We start from the raw sequence: 19,888 nt of genomic DNA, 5'->3' as shown, positions 1-19,888 counted from the left end.
CGTTAATCCATCACCAGCAGGTCAGCAATCAATAACGCCAGCTGCTCACGGGCGTTATCACGTTCCATTGAGCTGCCTTCTGCCAACAAGCGCGCCTGTTTCAGCAACTGCTTCTGATGATCGGCATCGGTCTGACGCACCACACTCTGACTGGCCAGATCTGGCAAGGCACCACTGCGATTACCATGCGCATGATTCATAACCTCGCGATAAAACAGCACCGCACGATCCAGCAACACCAGTGGCAATTGCGGATTACGACTCGGCCCGACCACCAATCGCGAACCACCGAGTGGCAGACGGTGTACACGCACCTTGGCCAATTCCTGCCCCATAAACCAGGCACCGGTGCCACCGACCAGCGCGCCCGCTGCCGCAAACAAACCGGTGGACAAACCAAGACTGGCAGCATCAAGGGCCACACCAATCCCAGCTCCCATACCGGCCGCCGCCATCAGCAGCTGTTTGCGAGTCAAACCCAGGACATCCCAGGTCACTTCGGAAAACAGATCCTCCTGCAACACCGACTGTGCCGGCAATTCAAAGTTGAAACTGTGATGGTGATAAAGGCCACGCAGGGCATCAAACAACTGGCGTTCGCGAATCACCAACGTGGAACGATATCGTTCCAGCACCTGCCCTTTCACCGGCTCCGGGTCAGCGCCCTTGGCCAGCGGTTGTTCAATCACCAGCTGCAACGCTGTAGTGAGGTAATCACACACAGCATCCACCGCCTGCTGGCGACGGTAATCCCAGTTCTGGCGAAACGCATCAATAGCGCGATTGATCTGCGGCTCCCAGTCCTGCTGAATTGCCTTGAGGGTTTCCAGCAGGGCAATACGCTCTTCAAAACGGGCATGGTGGGCGTTGAATTCGCGGATCACGTTAAAGTGGCGGCGAAAGGCATTGGTCCAGGCTGGCAGATAATCCCGATCGTCATCCTTGAAATTGATCACCGCCATCCGCGGCTTGTTCACCAGCCGCAGGATTTCCATTTCTGCTTCATCCACTGGCAACAGCGGCCGTGAGCAGTCCACCACATAAATCAGCGCCGCGCCCTGAACCAGCGGCTTCATGAGTTCACAATCGTGGTGAAAGCTTTCCTGATCAGCAAAGGTCGCCAGAAAATCCTGCAGCAGTGCATCGTCGGTTTTACCGCAGGCACGCATCCATTCCAGAATACGCTGAGGGTTCTGGAACCCAGGGGTGTCCACCAGCTCCAGCACCACTGTGCCGTTTATCTCGACCGGGAAATAATGGCACCGGGTGGTCTCGCCCGGATAGTCGTTCACCACCACCGAGTCATCTTCGGTCAGGGTCGACAAGACTGACGACTTGCCTTCATTCGGGTGTCCAATCACCGCAATCAGCGGATGGGCACGGCCATTCATAACGTATCTCCTTCAGAACCGGCCGCACCGGTATCGGCATGCACCATCAGGTTCGGACACTGCAACAGATCAAGCTTCTTGCGCCAGACCTCCGCCAGACGAGGCGTAACCAGCTTGCTGCCATCCGGCGACGGTTTGCCCAGCAGCAACAGATGCAAATCAACACCACTCACCTGCAAACGGCGCGCTGCTGCTGCAAGCTCTGCCAGCGACTCTTCAATCGGAGGCTGCCAGCCTTCAACCACCAGCCACACGGGCTGATTACCACCCGCCTGCAGCTCCGCCAGGCCTTTCACTTCCAGCAAGTCATGTTCACCACCATTCACCGGCGGCAACCAGCTTTGCAGATACTGGCGGGAATAACGCTGCAAGGTATCCACCAGCACATAGACCTGCTGACTGACGGAACGCACCGGCTCAACCGGCGACAACACCTGCGAGGCTTCGACACTGGCGGTCTGATCGTGGCTTTGACTATGCAGATCAATCGACTGCATGCGCCGCCACAACCCCTGATAGTGATACCCCTCAAAATCGATGGCGGCCAGCAACTGCGATTCGCGCAGCAGCGACCAAGCCCACACCAACACACGTGGCAGCAGGCCATACACCAGCACAGAACAAAGCAGAAACGGCCACCAGGCGCGGAATTCAGCTCCCTGAAAACTGCCAGCGACACCACCCAGCTGAATATGCGTCGCGGCAATCTGTTCAGCGCTTGGCAAGGCAGCGCCAGCACCGGCCAACAAGGTCCATGGCCATGCCAGCACCTCCAGGATGGACATCACGGTGTCCGGTGATGAAGTCAGCGAGCTTTGCCAACCGAAGGCACGATCGGTAAAGGCCAGCAGCACCAGCAATGTACCCAATACGCCCAGGTTAAAAGCGATACCCATCAGCTGCATCAGACGCAGGGCACGGGTTGCCAGCAACGGCTGATACAGGTCAAACACCTGCTCCAGCAGCAGCTGGCGGATTTTACGAGAATCCTGCTGTTCACCACCGGTGTTATTAACCGCACCACGATCCGCTAAACCAGAACGGTTGGCATAGCGCAACGCCCGTTTCCAGATGCGTTCATGCAACCAGCGCAGCAGCAACAATGGAGGTTGATACCAGCTGACAAACCACCCCGGCACCCACGCCGACAGCAGCACACTGACCACCAGCCCCAGCAATAACAACAACTGCGGCGCGATAATCAGCCCCAGAAAGAGCGCCACGTTGACCGGCACCGAGCCATCGTAATAAAGGGCACTACCCGCCAGACAGATTCCGCTTAAAAACCCCAGCAGCATCAACACCACGGACACACTGGCCAGCGTCTGACCAAACAACTGCCCTGCATCAACAGAGGGCAAGTCCGACGCTTGCTGACGTTGCCACAACCAGAAGCGATAAACCCGACGACGCTGCGGCTCACCGCCCGTTGCCTGATATTCACGCCAGATGCGGCGATCACGCTCCGCCAACACAGCCTCATCCTGTTGCCGATCCTGCTCGCGGAATTGCTCGAACTGCAACAGCTCTGCAATCGACCATGTTATCGGGCCTGACCCGCTGTTATCTGCCTTGATAGAGTTCACGAATACCTGCTGGTGGTTATCACTCAATAGCCAACTAGGTTAACGGCGCAAGACCCACGACGCAAACCCCGCAGATGTCAGGAAATGCAGGCAAAACAAGGCACTGCCGGAAAATCGCGGTTACAACACAGCCCGGCAGCACCCCTCCCGCAACCATAAAAAAGCCCGAGCCGGAAATCCGGCTCGGGCCTGTACAACAACAGACGATTACGGTCAGGAAACCAGACTCGGTGCCAGTCACCTCTCCTTAGCCATAGCTTATTCATCAATAGCCGAATGTCCCCAGCGCAGCTGGCTGCAACGAGCCCAGCCGGGCAAAAGCAGGGGAGGCCCGCCCGGCCGGGGGACAAGATCCCCCATAAGGGCATACGGTTCAGCCAATTAACAAGCCTCGCAAGTCGTATTGCTATCAAGTGCTGCACCGAAGCATAAGGCTGGCGTTTGGTGCTTAACCGATCAGCATCCGTCAGGAAACCACTTACTTGGCGTAATACTTGTTCTCGATGGCTTCGGTCAGCGGATGCTGACGCCCCGAATCAACCGACATGGAATTGCTGCCATGGTTGGACAAATAAGAGCAGTAACTGCGATCTTCCCACGCCTGCACTGGCACCAACGTCGGGTTGAGGTTTTCATCCACATTGATCTTGAACACCGCCCAGCAATCGTCTGGCTCACCCGCTGGTGGCGAGAACACCTGGGTAGATTCACCCACACGCACACTCACACGTGCTGGCGAACTGGCAATATCACCGCTGCCGGAATAACGCTTCACGGCGTATTCGTATTCACCCGGGAACGGGAAGTCGGACAGGGTAATCACCTCTGGACCGAAGCTGTCGGTGTCGTCGACATCCAGCTCGATCAGTTCGTTAACAACCGACTCACTGCGATTACCGTAGTAGATGTGGAAGTATTCAGAACCATCAGTGCTACGTGCGCCGAGGTGACTGTCGAGGTCGTAAGGGTTCTGGCCCCAGGTCAGGGTAATGGAGACACCGGAGCGGTCGAGCACCATACACTCATCCAGAGTGATATTGCTGGAGCCGGTATTCACCGACGCTGCGTCGTAAAGACCATTGGCAGCCGCCTGCAGCAGCACGTCCGAATCACGACGCACCGACAGCACAAAGTTACCATCGGCATCACTGGTAGTGCTGGAAGAACCGACATAATCACGACCTTGTGAATACACACGCGCTGAACTCACCGGATTGCCGTCTTCATCGGTCACACAACCACTGATCTGGATGCTGTTGTATACCTGGTCGGCGTTCCAGGTCGAGAAGTGAGCCACCTGGCCTTCGTAATAGGACTCACCACCCACCGTCACCAATGTCGCCGTACCCTCTTCTACCCACAAACCACTCTCGGTATTGAAGTAATACAGCGGCATGGTTGCTGGCAGCGAGGACGAGCCTTCAGCAACTGGAATACGCACAGTAGCCGTCTGACCAGTGCCCAGATTCAGCAATTCCCCTTCAGAATCGCGAAACGTAACGTTCATGGCGCCATAACTCTCCAGCAGGCCGGAGTTGGCATCGGTCGTGGTCACAAATCCGCCCGGCATCAGTTCCGGGTCCCGGCTTGGATCGATCAGAGTGACTTCCGAGGTAACCGTGCCACTAGCCGCATTACCACTGGCATCCACCAGCGAAGCAGCCGGCAGGCTGACAATTTCAGCGCCAGAATCCAGTGTCAGGCTGGCTTGCTGAGCGGCATCAAAGGTGGTTTCAACGTTGGCAGGCTGCAACGACAAGGTTGTACTGACAGGATCCGCACCGTTAACCGCTACCGTCGCAGAGTGCTCACCAAAACCGCTAGCGTCCGCCGATACAACCAGTGCCTGTACCGCCGCCGATGGCACCTTCAGGGTCACCGTGCCGTTGGCATCGGCGGTTGCCGAAACCGTTTCTCCAACCCCGGTCGCCAGACGAGTCGAGACTTTCACCAGCGCGCCAGCAATCGCCTCACCGGTGAAATAGTTCTGAACGGTGGTCGATACCGACATCAGGTCCACACATTCAATCGCGACACCAGAAACAACCGCTGGCGCATTAGCGGTTTCCGCACCCGCCGTAATTTCACAGGATTGATCTTCCGGTGCAGAGCTCAACGACAAGGTCAGGGTGCTGCCAGATTCCACACCGGTCGCCAGAGTAAACGCACCGTCAGCCGTCAGTGTCATACTGCCCTGACCGGAGGACAACACCAGAGAACCGTCGAGACCACTTACTGAACCCTGTGCCGTCACCATTACCGGCGCGGGCGTTTCGCTGCTGCTTTTGCTGCCACCACCACCGCCGCCACAAGCCACCAGACTGGCGCTGGCGACCATCACCGATAACAGAACCCGTCCGGTTGCAAATGCTGACCGTTCCATAGAGACCTCCATTGTATAAATTGCGCTTTGTTACAATTGCTGACAAAACGCGCACTTTACAGGCAGGCGACGGGAGCTGGTCAAAGGGCAATCACGGACCTGCTTCACCCTTTCAGAAAACAGGCGCAAACCCGCATGAAACCTGAATTTTACCGGAGACAAGCGGTCATTCGGCACACCTGAGCGTCATTGCAGGAAGGAGATGGAAATGATTGTTTCAGCAACCTGTTGAGCGAGTCACAAATTTGCAGGTCATAAACAGGACAGGCAGAAATTGAGATCAATATCACCAGGCGAAGCCCTGCCATTCCATAAGAAACCCGTGGGTAGCAGCTTATTCCGAATCGGCCGTACCATTCATCTTTGGAGGTTTTGGCAAGCGAATGCGCTACCGAAGGGATAGAGAAAACAAGACAACAGTCATACTCTGCAATGGTCATTCAATACAATCGGTCTGCCGGCCTGCCGGTCTGGCCGACCTAAAAGGAGGCATTGTTTATGGCAACTTCCCACACCTGGCAAGCCCCTGCGGCCGCTCCAGAGGGTAAAACCAGTCACTGGTACGACTTCCTGGGCCACGCGCTGATTCTGGTCGCGGTCTGGAGTGTACTGATCAAATACCTGTTCCCGATTGCCTATGCGCTGAACTACCAGCTGCACTGGTACGAATACGTGCAATGGGATGCCTGGCCGCTGATTCACGCCTGGCTGGGCTGGTCGTTGTTAACCCGCCGACCGAACGTTCTGGCAGTTGCCCTGCTGGTGGCCGTTCTGGAACTGGCGATTATCGCAACCAAACTGGCAATGTTTTTTGCCGCGCCGGAATGGACCATCTGGCAAACCAACTGGATGATCAACAAGGTATTTCTGTTCGGACTGTTCAGCACCATTCTGGTCACCGCCTGGCGCGCTCCTGAGTTGTTCCCACAAGCGTTTCTACCGTTGCCGTCACGGCTGGCACGCCTGCCGGTCGAAGACAACGAGGTGGACAACGGCTCCCGCACAATTGCCTGAGCATCGATAGCCGAATTTCCCTGGGGACACTCTTAATAACTCTGCACAGCTCTCGGCTCCGGCTTCGCCCTGCCTCCATGCAGTCGTGCACTGCAGTGCGCGTGAGCAAGGCGACAAACGCAGCAAAATAACGAACCAACCTGGCCGGGGCCTTTTCAAGTCGGCCGCGCAGGTTAGTCAACACTATTCAAACACGCTGCAGCCCGCACCCTTCGGGGCTTTCGGGATGGTGATGACTTTGTGTTGCAGATTTTGACGTAGCCCCAGTATTTAGAAGAGGGCCATCAAACCGGCTTCGAGATTCATCACCATCCCGATAAACCAGAGCGCCAACGTCTGGGCGGCGCATCCCATTCGACTGGCAGGGTCAGGGCCTTTACGCGCCTGTGTGGAATTTATGACGGAGTATTTTCGGGAATTGTCATGGGAGAAACCCTGACCATCTGCACGATCACTGTTGGCCAGGATGCCACTCGTGAAACCTCAGAACGTCAGTTCCAGCGCCTGCAACCGTTGGCTGTAAACGGCCGCAGCCGGTGACGATCCCGCTTTTTGCAGCAACAAAACCAATGCATCCCGCTGCTGCTTCACAGCATCTTCGCCGTTCAAGGCCATCATCGACAGAAAGAGGTAATCCTGCACCGCCAACCAATGTTCCAGTGCCACTGGCTGTTGATCAAACCAGTGGGCGACAGTGCCTGTTGACGTACTCCAGGCCATCAGCAGCTGCTCACCAATTTCGATTTCATTGGTAGCGTCTGAGCCCGCCCACGCGGTCAGCACTTCCGTCACGGCCGCCGCCACAACGGCAGCATCCGCACTTTGCAGCCGCTCAGGCTGCGCAATTGGCTGCACCGCCCAGAGATTCTGACTACCCGCCAGCCACAACACACAACCCAGCCAGAAACCGCTATTCCAGTTAACCTTCGACATCCTTTTCCTCCCTGCCATTTTGTTATCCCGATCCTGAAGCCTGTTATGTCACCGCTAAAGCTGGATGCTCAGGCGAATCGCATAAACTTAGACTCACAAAATATAAGGTTTTTATGATAACGAAAAGACAGTTCTTGCAGCTTTCACACCAATGGCGAGAATCGTCTATTGTGGTATCCGCAGCTCCAGAACCCGCATGGATACTGGAGGCTGGGATAATTCAGAGGCTATCGATGGTTATTGCCCACGCCACCAGGCATCAAAGGCCTGCTGGTTGTCATCGAGCCATACCGTTGCGCCAATACGCGGGGTAATGATGCGGTAGGAGTATTGGGAGGCCGCGTTAAGCGCCCGCTCGAAAGGCTCGTTCCATGGGTGTTTTGCCAGCTGGAACCGACCGATATGCACCGGCATAAAGGTGCGGGTTTTTAACAGATCAGCCGCCGCTGTGCTTTGCTCAGGGGTCATATGCACATTGGCCCAGCGTGGGTCGTACTGGCCGCTGTCGAGCATCACCAGATCAAAACCATCCGGGAAATGCTCAGCGATACGCTGGTAATGAATACCAGGACCACTGTCGCCACCAATCAGGTAACGTTTACCGCCCACTTCCAGCACATAACCACCCCACAGGGTCTTGTTCGGGGTTAACAGGCGCCCGGAAAAGTGACGACCGGGAATCAGGGTGATATCCAGCCCATCCACACCTTCGAGGTTCAGCGTGTCGAACCAGTCCAGCTCGTTAACATGGGCGGCATCAAAACCCCACTGACGGAAATAACTGCCCACACCCAGCGGTGCAACCACCTGCTTCACTTTCGGTTTTAATGCCATCACCGCGTCGTAATCGAGATGATCCCAGTGATCGTGGGTAATCAGCAGGTAATCCAGCTCCGGAAAATCATCCGCCGTCCACACCGTGGTGCCTGCAAAGGCCGGAATCGCCAGGCTGATGGGCGCGGCGTAACCGCTCAGAATCGGGTCCACCAGCAAACGTTTGCCGTTCAGCTGCAGATAAAACGATGAGTGCCCCAGCCACACCAGTACGTTCTGATCCGCAGGCAAGGCAAACAGATCGGTTTTTACCACCGGCAGCGGTGCCGCTGGCGCGGTGTTAACCCCCGGATTGGTGAGGTTGTCCCACATCAGACCCAAACGACTGGTATCGGTGGTTAACATGGGCGTTGGCTCCAGATTCTGAAACTCGCCATCCCGGTAATTCGGCGACGATGCCCAGTCAGGGTTTTCAGGCAACTGGCCAAAACGCGGTTGTTGCAAGTACCAGAACACCGCCAGCCCCGCGACTACCACCAGCACCAACAACAGCAACCAATATTTCAAATCCGCATTCCTCGGAAAAATCAGAGCATCCACTATAAGCCCCTGATCTGTGCAGGATAACCGGGCGCAGCCGATCAGACTTATGAGCCAGATTGATCAATCAGCACCGCGCAAAAATGGTCAGCACGAGTCTGAATGTTTATGCTCGGCCAATACAAAACCAGACGCACCGCCGATCTGGATCTGAATTCACAGGACAACGGAGTGGCGCATGTCCCAACCCCAGTTTGATTTTGACACCGTTATCAACCGCCATGGTTCTGGCTCGTTCAAGTGGGACTCCACCCCGGATACCAACACCTTGCCGATGTTTGTGGCCGATATGGATTTTCGGACTGCACCGGCCATTCTGGATGCCCTGCACCAGCGGATTGATCACGGCGTGTTTGGTTATACCTGGATTCGTGACGAATATTACGAAGCTCTGAACCACTGGTTCAGCAGCCGTTATGGCATGGCCATTGGGCGTGAAGAGGTGCTGCCAACGCTGGGCGTGGTGCCTGCGATTTCAGCAATTTTGCGCGCCGAGGCGGATCACTGCGGCCATCGGGATTTTGGGGTGATCGTTCAAACCCCGGTGTACCACTGCTTCTTTTCCTGCATTCGTCATCAAGGCGCACGAATCGTGGAAAACGCCCTGCAAATGGATGAACAGGGCCGATACCAGATCGACTTCGACGACCTCGAACAGAAAGCCGCTCATCCGGGCAACCGCGTGATGCTGTTGTGCCATCCGCACAATCCGTCCGGCCGGGTCTGGAGCCGCGAAGAACTGCAGCGTATTGGCGAGATTTGTGCGCGCCATCAGGTGCTGGTGGTGAGTGATGAAATCCATTGTGATCTCACCTTCCCCGGCATCGGCCATACACCGTTTGCCACCCTCAGCCCGGAATTCGGCGCCAGCTGCATCACCCTCAATTCACCGAGTAAAACCTTCAACATTGCTGGCCTGCAGATCGCCAACCTGATTATCCAGAATCCAACCCTGCGTAACCGCGTACGCAAGGCCATGCAGATTCACGAAATCGGCAGCGTCAACGCGCTGGGTGTGGAAAGCCTGATTGCAGCCTATCAGCAAGGCGACCACTGGCTCGAAGCACTGCGTGATTACCTGTACCAAAACTACCGCACCATTCAGCAGTTCCTGCAGGAACAACTGCCCGAGCTGACGCTGTATCCGCAAGATTCTACCTATCTGGCCTGGATCAACTGCGCCGCTACCGGGCTCGACAGCGCAATTCTCAGCAAACGTTTGCTGGAAGAAGGTCAGCTGCGCATCAGCAGTGGCTGTGGTTTTCTGCCCGCCCCCGACCCGCAGCAATGTTATATCCGCCTCAACTTTGCCTGTCCGAACGTATTGTTACTCGATGGACTGCAACGACTGGCCCACGTCATTCGGCCATTACTGACTGACCGGCCACTGCAGCCAGCGTAATCCTTGTTGCAGACGCTCCAGCAACCGCGTTGTTGGCCGTTCCATTCGGCGAACGGTCGCATCGCGGTACTGGGCTCCTCGCACATCCCCCAGATACAGCAGCAACATTTCGATCTGTTCGTCTTTTAACCAGAACGGGTTAAACACTTCCATCCAGTGTTCGGTCAGATAAATCCGCACCTCGGTGCGCGGCAGCACCAGCTTATGGCTATCGGCCGGATAAAGACGGGTTGGTACCGACATCTGATACAGCATCATCGGGTCGCACAGATAACGACTTAAACAAATCTCCCGGTACAGGGATCGCACCGCGTGAGGCTCTCCCTCGAGGCAATGCATCAAAAAACCATCACAGCAGAGCATCACACTGCCGACCTCTGCGTCACGCTGCATTTTCCAGGTCTGGTCGTACAGACCATGAATCAGCGGCACGGTTTTTTCGGGTGCATAACGGGAACCCGTCTGACAGGCGTACACCACTCGTATGTATTCACTCATATGCTTACCACACCCACGCCCCCAGAATTTTCAAGCCTAACCACAACCCCGGATACGATCACAGTCTGAATTCACAGCACCACGACTTCTGATCAGTACGAGTGATTATCCGGCCAGGCCGGATAATCACTCCTTGCTCAGTTGTTACCAAACAAGGCCTTGAACTTGCTCCAGCCACTGGCCGCTATCGGCGTACCCACGGCGGCAGGCTCTACCGCACTACGATCCGACGTATCCGAGACTGGATCGTCAGTACCATCAACCGCTTCATCAACTACCTCTTCAGCCGAGGCAGTATCCGCAGCAGCTCCCACGCGGTAACGCATCTGCTGCTGACCCAAATCCGAGTCGTACCAGGCAGACCAGACCACCGGAGCACCATCCAGCACGGTTAATGCTGAATCTCCCGACATGGAGTTGGTGTCGTCAGCAAAGAACCAGCCGTTGCCAAAGCTCCAGCCATCATCAGCGTCATAGTTCAACGCCAGACTGGTAATACCATTCCGTTCTGGGCCATTAAGGAACAATTGTCCATCCCGTAACTGCGGGGATGCCGCCCAGTCACCCGCCCTGACGGTGTAATCACTGTCGGGCAGCACCACCGCCTGGGTGTGAGTCTGAACCGATCGCATCTGGATATCCCCGGAGTCGTAGTAGGTTGCTGCATCAAACAGGGCAACCGCCGGGCGAGTCACCAGCGCACCGTTCAGGTCCATCCACAGAGTCTGGAAGGTCAACTGACTACGAGTGGTTTCAGTGTCCTGGGACGAATAACCTGTCGAAAACTCAGCCGCTGGCAGCGAGGTAATCCCTATAAAATCCTCACTGGCGGCATTTTCCGGCGTCAGGTAGTCGAAGGTTTGGGCGGTCAACATCACCTGATTGACGCCCGCGCCCTCATACCCACCCAGCGTTACATACTGAGGATTACTCCAGAACTGCACCTGCTGATACTGGCCACCGACGTACAGATTGCGGAACTCGCGCTCGGTAAACAGCACATTGATGTCGTACTGACCAACCCCTGCAAACAGCACAGCATCACTGGACTGCTCGTAAAACGGCGAGCTGCTATCGGTGGCCGTTGCGGCAGTCTCCTCCAAAAACTGTGCGCCGTCGTAACCGTAGTTGTAACGGCCATCACCACGCACCAGCAGAGCATGCAACTGCAGATCGTCGAGTTCCGTCGGACGGTTGAATCTCAACAGAGCTGCTGCCGTCCCGGTATTGGTCACACCAACCTGAACCGCATTAACCGTTTCGGTATTACTGCTGAACACAAAACCGGTTTGGGCACTGTTATCGCAGCTGGTCCGGGCGAACGAGCGTGCTGCATCAAAATCACAGCGACGGAACTCCCGATAATCCGATGACGCACCTTCAGCGTTGGTATTTTTCCAGCCCATCACCGCGTAGGTGCCGTTTGGCGAACTCTGGATAACCAGATCTTGCAGGGATAAATCACCACTGGCCGTCACCGTGCCAGCACTGTTGCAGCTGAGGGTTGCCGTGCTGCTGGCACGGTAGTTGGCGGCCTCTACTGGCGCGCTGCTTGGCACTACCATTTCACAACGCTGCACCAGCACATTCTGGATCAGCTCCTCACCCTGCAAAGCGGTGGAGTCGTGCACCACCCACACCACCGAACCGTCGGCACTGGTCGACATCAGGGCCTCTGGCGCACGGTCATTTTCGGTTGGCGCATCACTCACCAGCATGCGAGACGCAACCGTTGTTAACGCCTGACCATCACGCTCAACATATTCCAGAGCAAACGAATGGCGAGTGACATCTACCGTGCTGGTAGTGGTTTCACCCAGATCATCCGTCTCCGTAATCTCTTCCTGCGCCACACGGGTTTGGGTGGTCAGCAACCAGTGATGGGAGGCACTGACTTTCTGGATTGCACCGTTATCAGCATCGCCCTGATAGGCATAGGTCTGTGCCGTTGCAACCACAGACTCCACCCATTCATTTGCCTCCGAGCCAGTATCGGTTTCAGAGCCAGTATCGGTTTCAGAGCCAGTATCGGTTTCAGAGCCTGTGTCAGTTTCAGACCCAGTATCAGTATCGGTTTCAGAGCCGGTATCAGTTTCGGAGCCGGTATCCGTTTCTGAGCCGGTGTCAGTTTCGGAGCCGGTATCGGTTTCAGAGCCGGTATCGGTTTCAGAGCCGGTATCGGTTTCAGAGCCAGTATCAGTGTCGGTTTCGGAGCCAGTGTCGGTTTCGGAGCCAGTGTCGGTTTCGGAGCCAGTGTCGGTTTCGGAGCCAGTATCGGTTTCAGAGCCAGTATCAGTATCGGTTTCAGAGCCATCAGATCCGGCAGATGAGTCACCACCACTGCCAGCCTCAGAGCCAGTGTCGGTTTCAGAGCCAGTATCGGTTTCAGAGCCAGTATCGGTGCCCGAGCCAGAATCTGTGCCCGAGCCGGAATCTGTGCCTGAGCCGGAATCTGTGCCTGAGCCGGAATCTGTGCCTGAGCCGGAATCTGTGCCTGAGCCAGTATCGGTTTCAGACCCAGTATCAGTGTCGGTTTCAGAGCCAGTGTCGGTTTCGGAGCCAGTATCGGTGTCGGTTTCAGAGCCATCAGATCCGGCAGATGAGTCACCACCACTGCCAGCCTCAGAGCCAGTGTCGGTTTCAGAGCCTGTGTCAGTTTCGGAGCCAGTATCGGTACCCGAGCCGCTATCCGTGCCTGAGCCAGTATCCGTGCCTGAGCCAGTATCCGTACCTGAGCCAGTATCCGTACCTGAGCCAGTATCCGTACCTGAGCCAGTATCCGTACCTGAGCCAGTATCCGTACCTGAGCCAGTATCCGTACCTGAGCCGCTATCTGTGCCTGAGCCAGTATCCGTACCTGAGCCAGTATCCGTACCTGAGCCACTATCATTTACCGTATCGGTTTTGGTATCCCCGGTACTTGCCGAATTACTTTCTTCACCGCCACAAGCGGCCAACGATGCCGCCAGAATCACCATCACCAACGGTTTTTTGATCAATAACACCATGATTGTCCCTTCCTGGAATTTGAGTCATGTCACTCACGACGAGTGCTGGCGTTATTGTCTTGAGACCAATGGCTCGCCCTCATCTACCATCTGGTATAAATTTCAGGCCTTAAGATAAAAAACGTCAGGAACAGTCACGTGGCCAGCTACCTGAACTGTTCGTCCCAACTGAGCGTCGCACTTGAATACCTGTCAAGAAGAGCACTGCATGAGCCTACCCGCCGGACACAACCAGCTTCGGGAAATGGTGCTGGCGATTATTCATCACCAGCAAGACTACGATGAGCTGCTGAGCTTTCTGGAGCCCGTCACTCGCAGCGGCATGCCGCTGAGCAGCGAAGCCACGATGGAGCTGGCGTTACTGATCAGTGATGTTGAGCGTCAGGCCATGCTCAATGACCAGCTGCATACCATGGTGAAGGACGAACTCGCACCAACGCTGGTGCTGACCGAAACCGGTATTCTGCTGGCGTGCAATCAGGCCGCGCGCGACCTGTTCCACAGCATGGATGGTGATAACTACCAGCGCCTTGGCATCAAGGCCGGTGAGTTCGAGCAATTCCGTCAGCGCCTTTATCGGCACAACGGCCCCACCCTGATCAAAACCTGGCCTGCGGGCAATCCGGATACCCCGCTGATCATGACAGCCACCTACCACGCCCCACATCGGGTGTTTGTATTTCAGTCATTGGAGTGCCGCTGGCCAGAGTCCATCGAACTGGCGCTGGGTGAAGTCTTCGGTTTGTCGGTGGCGGAACGTGAAATTCTGGCGGGACTGGCACAGGGCCTGAGCGCCGAACAGATTAGCGAACAACGCTGCCGATCACTGGGCACCGTGCGCCAGCAAATCAAAACCGTGATGCAGAAGATGGGCGCCAATCGCCAGAATCAGGTTGTGGCAGCCGGTGCCGCGCTGGCCAATCGCAGCAGCGGGCGTAGCCTTGGCCACGAACAGCCTGGCCTGATGTCCCCCTGGCCGTTAACGTTGGGGGACGTGGTACGCAACGGTCGACTGATTGGCTGGCGTCGGTACGGCCCGCCGTCGGGAGTGCCCGTGGTACTGATGCACGGGCCATTTTTTGGTGCGGGTGATTTCGAACAGGACCGCGAACTGGCGCACCGATTCAACCTTGACGTGATTATTCCGGAACGGCCTGGCTACGGCCGCACCCCGCCTGCCAGCCCGATTGCCGACCCACTCGACAATCAGGTAGATGACTGCATTGCCGTGCTTGATCAGCTCGGCATTGAACGGGCATGGCTGCTCAGCCACGAATCCGGCCTGATTCCAGCCATGGCACTGGCCAGCCGTTATCCGCAGCGCTTCGCCGGATTGCTGGCCGCTTCACCATCAGGGCATTTCAAACCGGGCGTCGACCTGCAAGGTGTCCCCGCCCAGCAACGCGCCATGTTGTGGTCGGCCCGCCATGCCTTCTGGATCACCCGCATGCTGATTCGTCTGGGTATGGTGCAAGTACGCAAACTGGGACCCGAGCGTTGGGTAGAAGCCATTTTTGCCGACTCACCGGCCGACCTCGAGGTGTTACACGCGGAATCCGCCCGTCAGGGCAAACTCGGCACCTACCATTACAACTACAACCAGAACGGCGCCGGGCTGGAGCTGGATTTACAACAAACCACCACCGACTGGGATCAACTGGTCGCACAGGTCAGCCAACCCTTCTGCGGCATGCTCGGCATCTACAACCGCACCACACCGCCACGCTTTGTCCGCACCCTGCAGGAACTCAATCCGCACTTGCAAATGGAAGAACTGGATGCCGGTCAAACCCTGGTGATCTCCCATGCCGAACAGGTGTTTACACGTCTGGCACAGATGATTGAAGAGCACCAACAACCACTGGCACTGACAGCAAGCGTCCAGTAACAAGCCGAGTAGACGTCGGGCGTCGGGCGTCGGGCGTCGGGCGTCGGGCGTCGGGCGTCGGGCGTCGGGCGAGCAGCATCCATCCACACCGCGAATACCCGCAATGCCATCGCGGCTGACAGCCCGTTTGTTGTATTGGCCAAGCTTCAAGCGTACCGAGACACTTCTATAAATGCGGGTTGCAAATTACTGCAGGAACGGCAGCAGCGAAGCTGTTAGCCGCGATTTAGTGATCATCACAGCCGATACGCAGGAGCTATTAACCGGGGGACAAGGTCCTAGGGACACTCTGAATAACTCTGCACAGCTCTGCGCGAGTGCTGCAGCGCGTGTGAGCAAGGCGACGAACGCAGCGAAATGACGAGTCCTTTTCAAGTTCGTCAACACCGCTCAAATGCGCTGCAGCCCGCGCCCTTTGGGGCTTTCGGGATGGTGATGACTCGGTGTCGCCGGTTTTCGACGTAGCCCGCTATGCCATCAAACCGGCTTCGTGATTCATCACCATCCCGATAAGCCAGAGCGGGCACCGAGTTATTCAGAGGGTCCCTAGCCATCCGATGTCGGAGATAAGCTCAAGAGTACCGTTTAATAATCACCGAGCAGGCATTCGCTACTCAGCGGCTTTCTGGTTTACCCGAATCAGCTGGCTGGTATCAAAACCACGGGCTTTGGCGTCATCAACAAACTGCTGGTACACCTCATCACTCACCGTCGGTGTACGCGCCAGCAGCCACAGATACGAATGATCCGGCCCGGAGATAAACGAATGCTGGTAATCCGCGCCGAGGCCAAACACCACGTAGGAACCGTAAAACGGCCCGAAGAACGACACTTTCAGATAACCCTTGTCCGGGGTTTCTACAAAATAGGCTTTGCCTTCGGCTTCTTTCCACTCGGCTTTTTCCGGCGAATAGCCCCGGTTAATTACCTTTACGCCACCGTCTTCGCGCCGTGAATAGGTGGCCGTCACCTGCTCCAGCCCACGTTCGAACGAGTGATCAAGCCGGGCGATTTCATACCATTGGCCCAAATACCGTTCGCCATCAAAATCACTGACCGGACTGACGCCTTGTGGCATACCGGTACAACCACCCAGCCACAGCGTTGCCCATAAAAGTGCTGTTATCCACCCGAGTTGTTTCATTGTCTGCTCCTGTTCAGGGACCCAAAACACAAACGCCCGCCTTCTTGCAAAGCGGGCGATTGAAAACACCGTAAGCCAGCCGATCAGGCTGGCATCAGTTTACGGCGACGACGCTGTTGCAATCCTTCGAGGGTAAAAATCGCCAGTGCCGCCCAGATAATCACAAAGGTCATCAAACGGCCTTCGTCCATGTGTTCGCCATACACCACCACCGCCAGCGTAAAGGAAATGGTAGGGCCGAGATACTGCAGCAACCCCATCATCATCAGCGGCAGGCGGCGCGCACCACCGGCAAACAACAGCAGAGGCACACTGGTTACCACACCACAAAGCGCCAGCAACACATCCAGATGCCAGCCCTGATTACCAAAGTGCAAAGTCCCCGCCTGGGCAAACCAGACCATACCCACCAGCGCAAACGGCAACAGCAGCAGGGTTTCAACAAACAGGCCCAGAATCGAATCCACGGCAATCTGCTTACGCAGCAAACCATAAAAACCAAACGTCAGGGCCAGTGCCAGCGCCACCCAGGGCAAACTGCCGAACAGCACCACCTGCATCACCACACCAACACCGGCCAGTGCCAGCGCAGCCCACTGCGCCGGTCGCAGGCGTTCCGACAAAAACACCATACCCATAAAAATGCTGATCAGCGGGTTCAGAAAATAACCAAGGCTGGTTTCCAGAATCCGGCCATTGGCAACCGCCCAGATAAACACCAGCCAGTTACCGGCAATCATCAGAGAGCTGAGACACAACATGCCCAACATACGTTTGTTGCGCAGCACACCCATCACCGCGCCCCAGCGTTTACCCATGGTGACCAGAATCAGCAGAAACACCACCGACCACACCACACGGTGCAGCAGCACCTCAAACGCTGGCACCGACTCCAGCCATTTGAAATACACCGGAAATACACCCCACAGGCCATAAGCCCCGAGTGCACAGGCAATGCCATGCCGGAACTCCCGGCGAGTGTCTACCCCATCCGCAACTGCGGCACGGGTCTGATCAGTCATGTTCGATACCCCATCAAGATGCAGCCAGATGGCAGCCGGAGAAAACACCAAAGCCCGCTGATCGTCACCTGCGAACAGGCCAGCAGCGGGAAAACAGGCATTACATCCAGAAACCGGAGCAGACGAGTTTCTGCTCACTTGTTTGCGGGTATGTTCGCTTGCCACGCGAATAAACAGCGATTGGCAAACAACACCCGGCTAACCAGAACCCGATGCCGAGCGCACCGGATTGTCGGCTTTTGGCAAAGCGGACAATTAACAGTCTAAGCGACTACCTGACGCCATTACAGACACACACAGATGGGGAATTAGCCCGCTTTCAGCAACACCCCGGTGCGTATGCCAACGCAATAAAAACCGCCACACGCAGTGCTGTGTTCCGCGCCCTGCCAACACACCCGAAACTGCACGAGTGTTCGACGCATCCATTAGCAAGACGCTCAAAATGCTTGCATTGTCAATCAATCACTCAAGCCGCCGATGTGCAGGCTTTACTGGATTGGATCCAAAACCTGCATTTCCGACCATCGGCAACAACGATAAACACCCTGATAATTGTCGTATGCAACAATTTCCACCCATGAAAATTTGGCAATGTTTCGACATCAACCCAAAACACAACCACTTCCCACAACCCGCTGATCCATCAGCGAAAACAGTGTGTTCAGTCAATGTTTCAGGGCTGGCACTGCCTCATTATGAGCCATACCATTAACCGCTGACCCCCTCATTTGTTGAATCTCGGTCAACAATAACCGATAAAACATACCGATTAAGGAGTGCCACCTATGGCCATCCTGAATGCCTTCACGCATTGGCTGTTCAACAAGAACAGCATCATTTTTCTGGGCACAGTCGCCCTGTTTTTTATCCTGCTCGAAACCCTGCCGTACGATCACAACACTACGGTCGGCCTGAGCATTCTGGCGTTTGCCGCCGTTCTGTGGCTGACCGAAGCCGTACACGTGTCCATCACCGCCCTGATGGTGCCCATGTTAGCCGTTGCCATGGGGGTATTTGATACCACTTCCGCCCTCAGCCACTTTTCCAACCCGGTGATCTTCCTGTTCCTGGGTGGTTTTGCACTGGCGGCCGCCCTGCACACCCAACAGCTGGATCAGGCCATCGCCGACAAGATGCTGCTGCTGGCCAAAGGCAATATGCGCAATGCCGTATTCCTGATGTTTGCCGCCACTGCTGGCCTGTCCATGTGGATCAGCAACACCGCCACCACCGCCATGATGCTGCCGCTGGCATTGGGGCTGCTGGAGAAAATCGACAACCGCGAAGAGCCGGGCACCTATATTTTCGTGCTGCTGGGTATCGCCTACTGCGCCAGTATTGGTGGTATCGGCACCCTGGTGGGCAGCCCGCCAAACGCCATCGCCGCCGCCAACACCGGCCTCGACTTTACCGGCTGGATGAAAATGGGCATGCCAATCGCCCTGCTTCTGCTGCCGCTGATGGTGGTACTGCTGTATGTGCTCACCCGCCCACAACTGAACCACACCTTTGAAATCGACCACAAACCGGTAGAGTGGAACCACACCCGCATCCTGACGCTGGTGATTTTTGGTCTGACCGTGGTGTGCTGGATTTTCAGCAGCACGCTGAGTGCGGCGTTGGGGGGCCTGAAAGACTTCGACACCCTGATCGCCATCAGCGCCATTCTGGCACTGGGTGTATCTCGCGTTGTGACTTGGAAAGATATTGAAAAGACCACCGACTGGGGCGTACTGCTGCTGTTCGGGGGCGGTCTGGCTCTGAGCGCCGTGCTGAAAACCACTGGCACCAGCGTATTCCTGGCGGAGACCCTGTCGGAGTTGCTGAACCACGCCGGTGGCATCGTCACCATGCTGGTGGTGGTCACCTTCGTGGTCTTCCTGACCGAATTCGCCAGCAACACCGCCAGCGCCGCATTGCTGGTACCGGTATTCGCCAGTGTGGCCGAAAGCCTGGGCGTAAACCCGATTGTGCTGTCAGTGCTGATTGCGATTTCGGCGTCCTGTGCCTTTATGCTGCCGGTCGCCACACCACCCAACGCCATTGTGTTTGGCTCCGGCTACGTGCCACAACGCAGCATGATGCGAGTCGGTTTGTTCCTGAACTTCCTCTGTATTGTGGTGATTACCGGCTACGCCGCAATTTTCTGGAACTGATCGCCGTTTAACCGCTACCGGTTAACCCCGCAAGCCCTGTATCCATGCACCGGCATGGATACAGGGCTGCTCTCCTGCACCTTCAA

13 protein-coding genes are annotated in these 19,888 nt (G+C 56.2%); 4 read left to right on the top strand and 9 right to left on the bottom strand.

From position 1 onward, the window contains the following. Positions 1-2: 2 nt before the first annotated feature. The 3 genes from OUO13_RS09405 to OUO13_RS09395 all read right to left on the bottom strand — a co-directional run bounded on the left by OUO13_RS09405 (position 3) and on the right by OUO13_RS09395 (position 5,360). Positions 3-1,391 carry a GTPase/DUF3482 domain-containing protein gene (locus tag OUO13_RS09405; RefSeq protein ID WP_283173621.1) on the bottom strand — a complete coding sequence of 463 codons (1,389 nt, stop codon included), beginning with the start codon at positions 1,389-1,391 and terminating at the stop codon, positions 3-5. After that, on the bottom strand, positions 1,388-2,977 hold the full coding sequence (locus tag OUO13_RS09400) for a DUF2868 domain-containing protein (protein WP_283173620.1): 1,590 nt from the start codon (positions 2,975-2,977) through the stop codon (positions 1,388-1,390). The genes OUO13_RS09405 and OUO13_RS09400 overlap by 4 nt, the downstream gene beginning before the upstream one ends. A 478-nt stretch (positions 2,978-3,455) precedes the next feature. After that, positions 3,456-5,360, bottom strand: a complete 1,905-nt coding sequence (locus tag OUO13_RS09395; RefSeq protein ID WP_283173619.1) for a carboxypeptidase regulatory-like domain-containing protein — start codon at positions 5,358-5,360, stop codon at positions 3,456-3,458. Between the two features lie 498 nt (positions 5,361-5,858). Between OUO13_RS09395 and OUO13_RS09390 the strand changes: the two genes are divergently transcribed. Continuing rightward, on the top strand, positions 5,859-6,374 hold the full coding sequence (locus OUO13_RS09390; protein ID WP_283173618.1) for a hypothetical protein: 516 nt from the start codon (positions 5,859-5,861) through the stop codon (positions 6,372-6,374). Positions 6,375-6,857: 483 nt separating this feature from the next. Here the strand turns inward: OUO13_RS09390 and OUO13_RS09385 are convergent, their stop codons facing one another. After that, complete coding sequence (locus tag OUO13_RS09385; RefSeq protein WP_283173617.1) at positions 6,858-7,307, bottom strand: hypothetical protein; 450 nt, start codon at positions 7,305-7,307, stop codon at positions 6,858-6,860. Positions 7,308-7,544: 237 nt separating this feature from the next. Further along, positions 7,545-8,648, bottom strand: coding sequence for an MBL fold metallo-hydrolase (locus OUO13_RS09380; RefSeq protein ID WP_283173616.1), 1,104 nt, complete (start codon positions 8,646-8,648; stop codon positions 7,545-7,547). A 211-nt stretch (positions 8,649-8,859) separates the two neighbouring features. Between OUO13_RS09380 and OUO13_RS09375 the strand changes: the two genes are divergently transcribed. Next, positions 8,860-10,083 (top strand): MalY/PatB family protein, encoded by a 1,224-nt coding sequence (locus OUO13_RS09375; RefSeq protein WP_283173615.1) that lies wholly within the window; start codon positions 8,860-8,862, stop codon positions 10,081-10,083. On the opposite strand, the gene OUO13_RS09370 is transcribed toward OUO13_RS09375, so the two are convergent. Together OUO13_RS09370 and OUO13_RS09365 are read right to left on the bottom strand one after the other, a co-directional pair. After that, a complete protein-coding gene (locus OUO13_RS09370) occupies positions 10,051-10,581 on the bottom strand; it encodes a BLUF domain-containing protein (RefSeq protein ID WP_283173614.1) in 531 nt (176 codons plus the stop codon). The genes OUO13_RS09375 and OUO13_RS09370 overlap by 33 nt on opposite strands. Positions 10,582-10,718: 137 nt before the next feature. After that, positions 10,719-13,589: a hypothetical protein gene (locus tag OUO13_RS09365; RefSeq protein WP_283173613.1), complete on the bottom strand. Its 2,871-nt coding sequence runs from the start codon at positions 13,587-13,589 to the stop codon at positions 10,719-10,721. 208 nt (positions 13,590-13,797) lie between these two features. On the opposite strand from OUO13_RS09365, the gene OUO13_RS09360 reads away from it, so the two are divergent. Next, entirely contained in the window at positions 13,798-15,477 is a 1,680-nt protein-coding gene (locus OUO13_RS09360) for an alpha/beta fold hydrolase (RefSeq protein WP_283173612.1), read from the top strand. 610 nt (positions 15,478-16,087) lie between these two features. Here OUO13_RS09360 and OUO13_RS09355 read toward each other — a convergent pair. Both OUO13_RS09355 and rarD read right to left on the bottom strand, forming a co-directional pair. Further along, positions 16,088-16,621, bottom strand: a complete 534-nt coding sequence (locus OUO13_RS09355; RefSeq protein WP_283173611.1) for a lipocalin family protein — start codon at positions 16,619-16,621, stop codon at positions 16,088-16,090. Between the two features lie 83 nt (positions 16,622-16,704). Then, the gene (rarD, locus tag OUO13_RS09350; RefSeq protein ID WP_283173610.1) at positions 16,705-17,643 is read right to left on the bottom strand and encodes an EamA family transporter RarD; all 939 of its coding nucleotides are present in this window, start codon (positions 17,641-17,643) and stop codon (positions 16,705-16,707) included. A gap of 788 nt (positions 17,644-18,431) precedes the next feature. Here rarD and OUO13_RS09345 point away from each other — a divergent pair. Next, positions 18,432-19,802 carry a DASS family sodium-coupled anion symporter gene (locus OUO13_RS09345; RefSeq protein ID WP_283173609.1) on the top strand — a complete coding sequence of 457 codons (1,371 nt, stop codon included), beginning with the start codon at positions 18,432-18,434 and terminating at the stop codon, positions 19,800-19,802. Positions 19,803-19,888: the final 86 nt, after the last annotated feature.

Source organism: Parathalassolituus penaei (assembly GCF_026626885.1).
Classification (GTDB): Bacteria; Pseudomonadota; Gammaproteobacteria; order Pseudomonadales; family Oceanobacteraceae; genus Oceanobacter; species Oceanobacter penaei.
Note: the sequence above shows the minus strand (reverse complement) of the source record. Positions and strands in the feature narration are given on the sequence as shown.

Coding starts and splice junctions, on each gene's coding strand:
- OUO13_RS09405 (WP_283173621.1), bottom strand. CDS start 1,391: ATGAATGGCCGTGCCCATCCGCTGATTGCGGTGATTGGACACCCGAAT.
- OUO13_RS09395 (WP_283173619.1), bottom strand. CDS start 5,360: ATGGAACGGTCAGCATTTGCAACCGGACGGGTTCTGTTATCGGTGATG.
- OUO13_RS09390 (WP_283173618.1), top strand. CDS start 5,859: ATGGCAACTTCCCACACCTGGCAAGCCCCTGCGGCCGCTCCAGAGGGT.
- OUO13_RS09385 (WP_283173617.1), bottom strand. CDS start 7,307: ATGTCGAAGGTTAACTGGAATAGCGGTTTCTGGCTGGGTTGTGTGTTG.
- OUO13_RS09375 (WP_283173615.1), top strand. CDS start 8,860: ATGTCCCAACCCCAGTTTGATTTTGACACCGTTATCAACCGCCATGGT.
- OUO13_RS09370 (WP_283173614.1), bottom strand. CDS start 10,581: ATGAGTGAATACATACGAGTGGTGTACGCCTGTCAGACGGGTTCCCGT.
- OUO13_RS09365 (WP_283173613.1), bottom strand. CDS start 13,589: ATGGTGTTATTGATCAAAAAACCGTTGGTGATGGTGATTCTGGCGGCA.
- OUO13_RS09360 (WP_283173612.1), top strand. CDS start 13,798: ATGAGCCTACCCGCCGGACACAACCAGCTTCGGGAAATGGTGCTGGCG.
- OUO13_RS09355 (WP_283173611.1), bottom strand. CDS start 16,621: ATGAAACAACTCGGGTGGATAACAGCACTTTTATGGGCAACGCTGTGG.
- rarD (WP_283173610.1), bottom strand. CDS start 17,643: ATGACTGATCAGACCCGTGCCGCAGTTGCGGATGGGGTAGACACTCGC.
- OUO13_RS09345 (WP_283173609.1), top strand. CDS start 18,432: ATGGCCATCCTGAATGCCTTCACGCATTGGCTGTTCAACAAGAACAGC.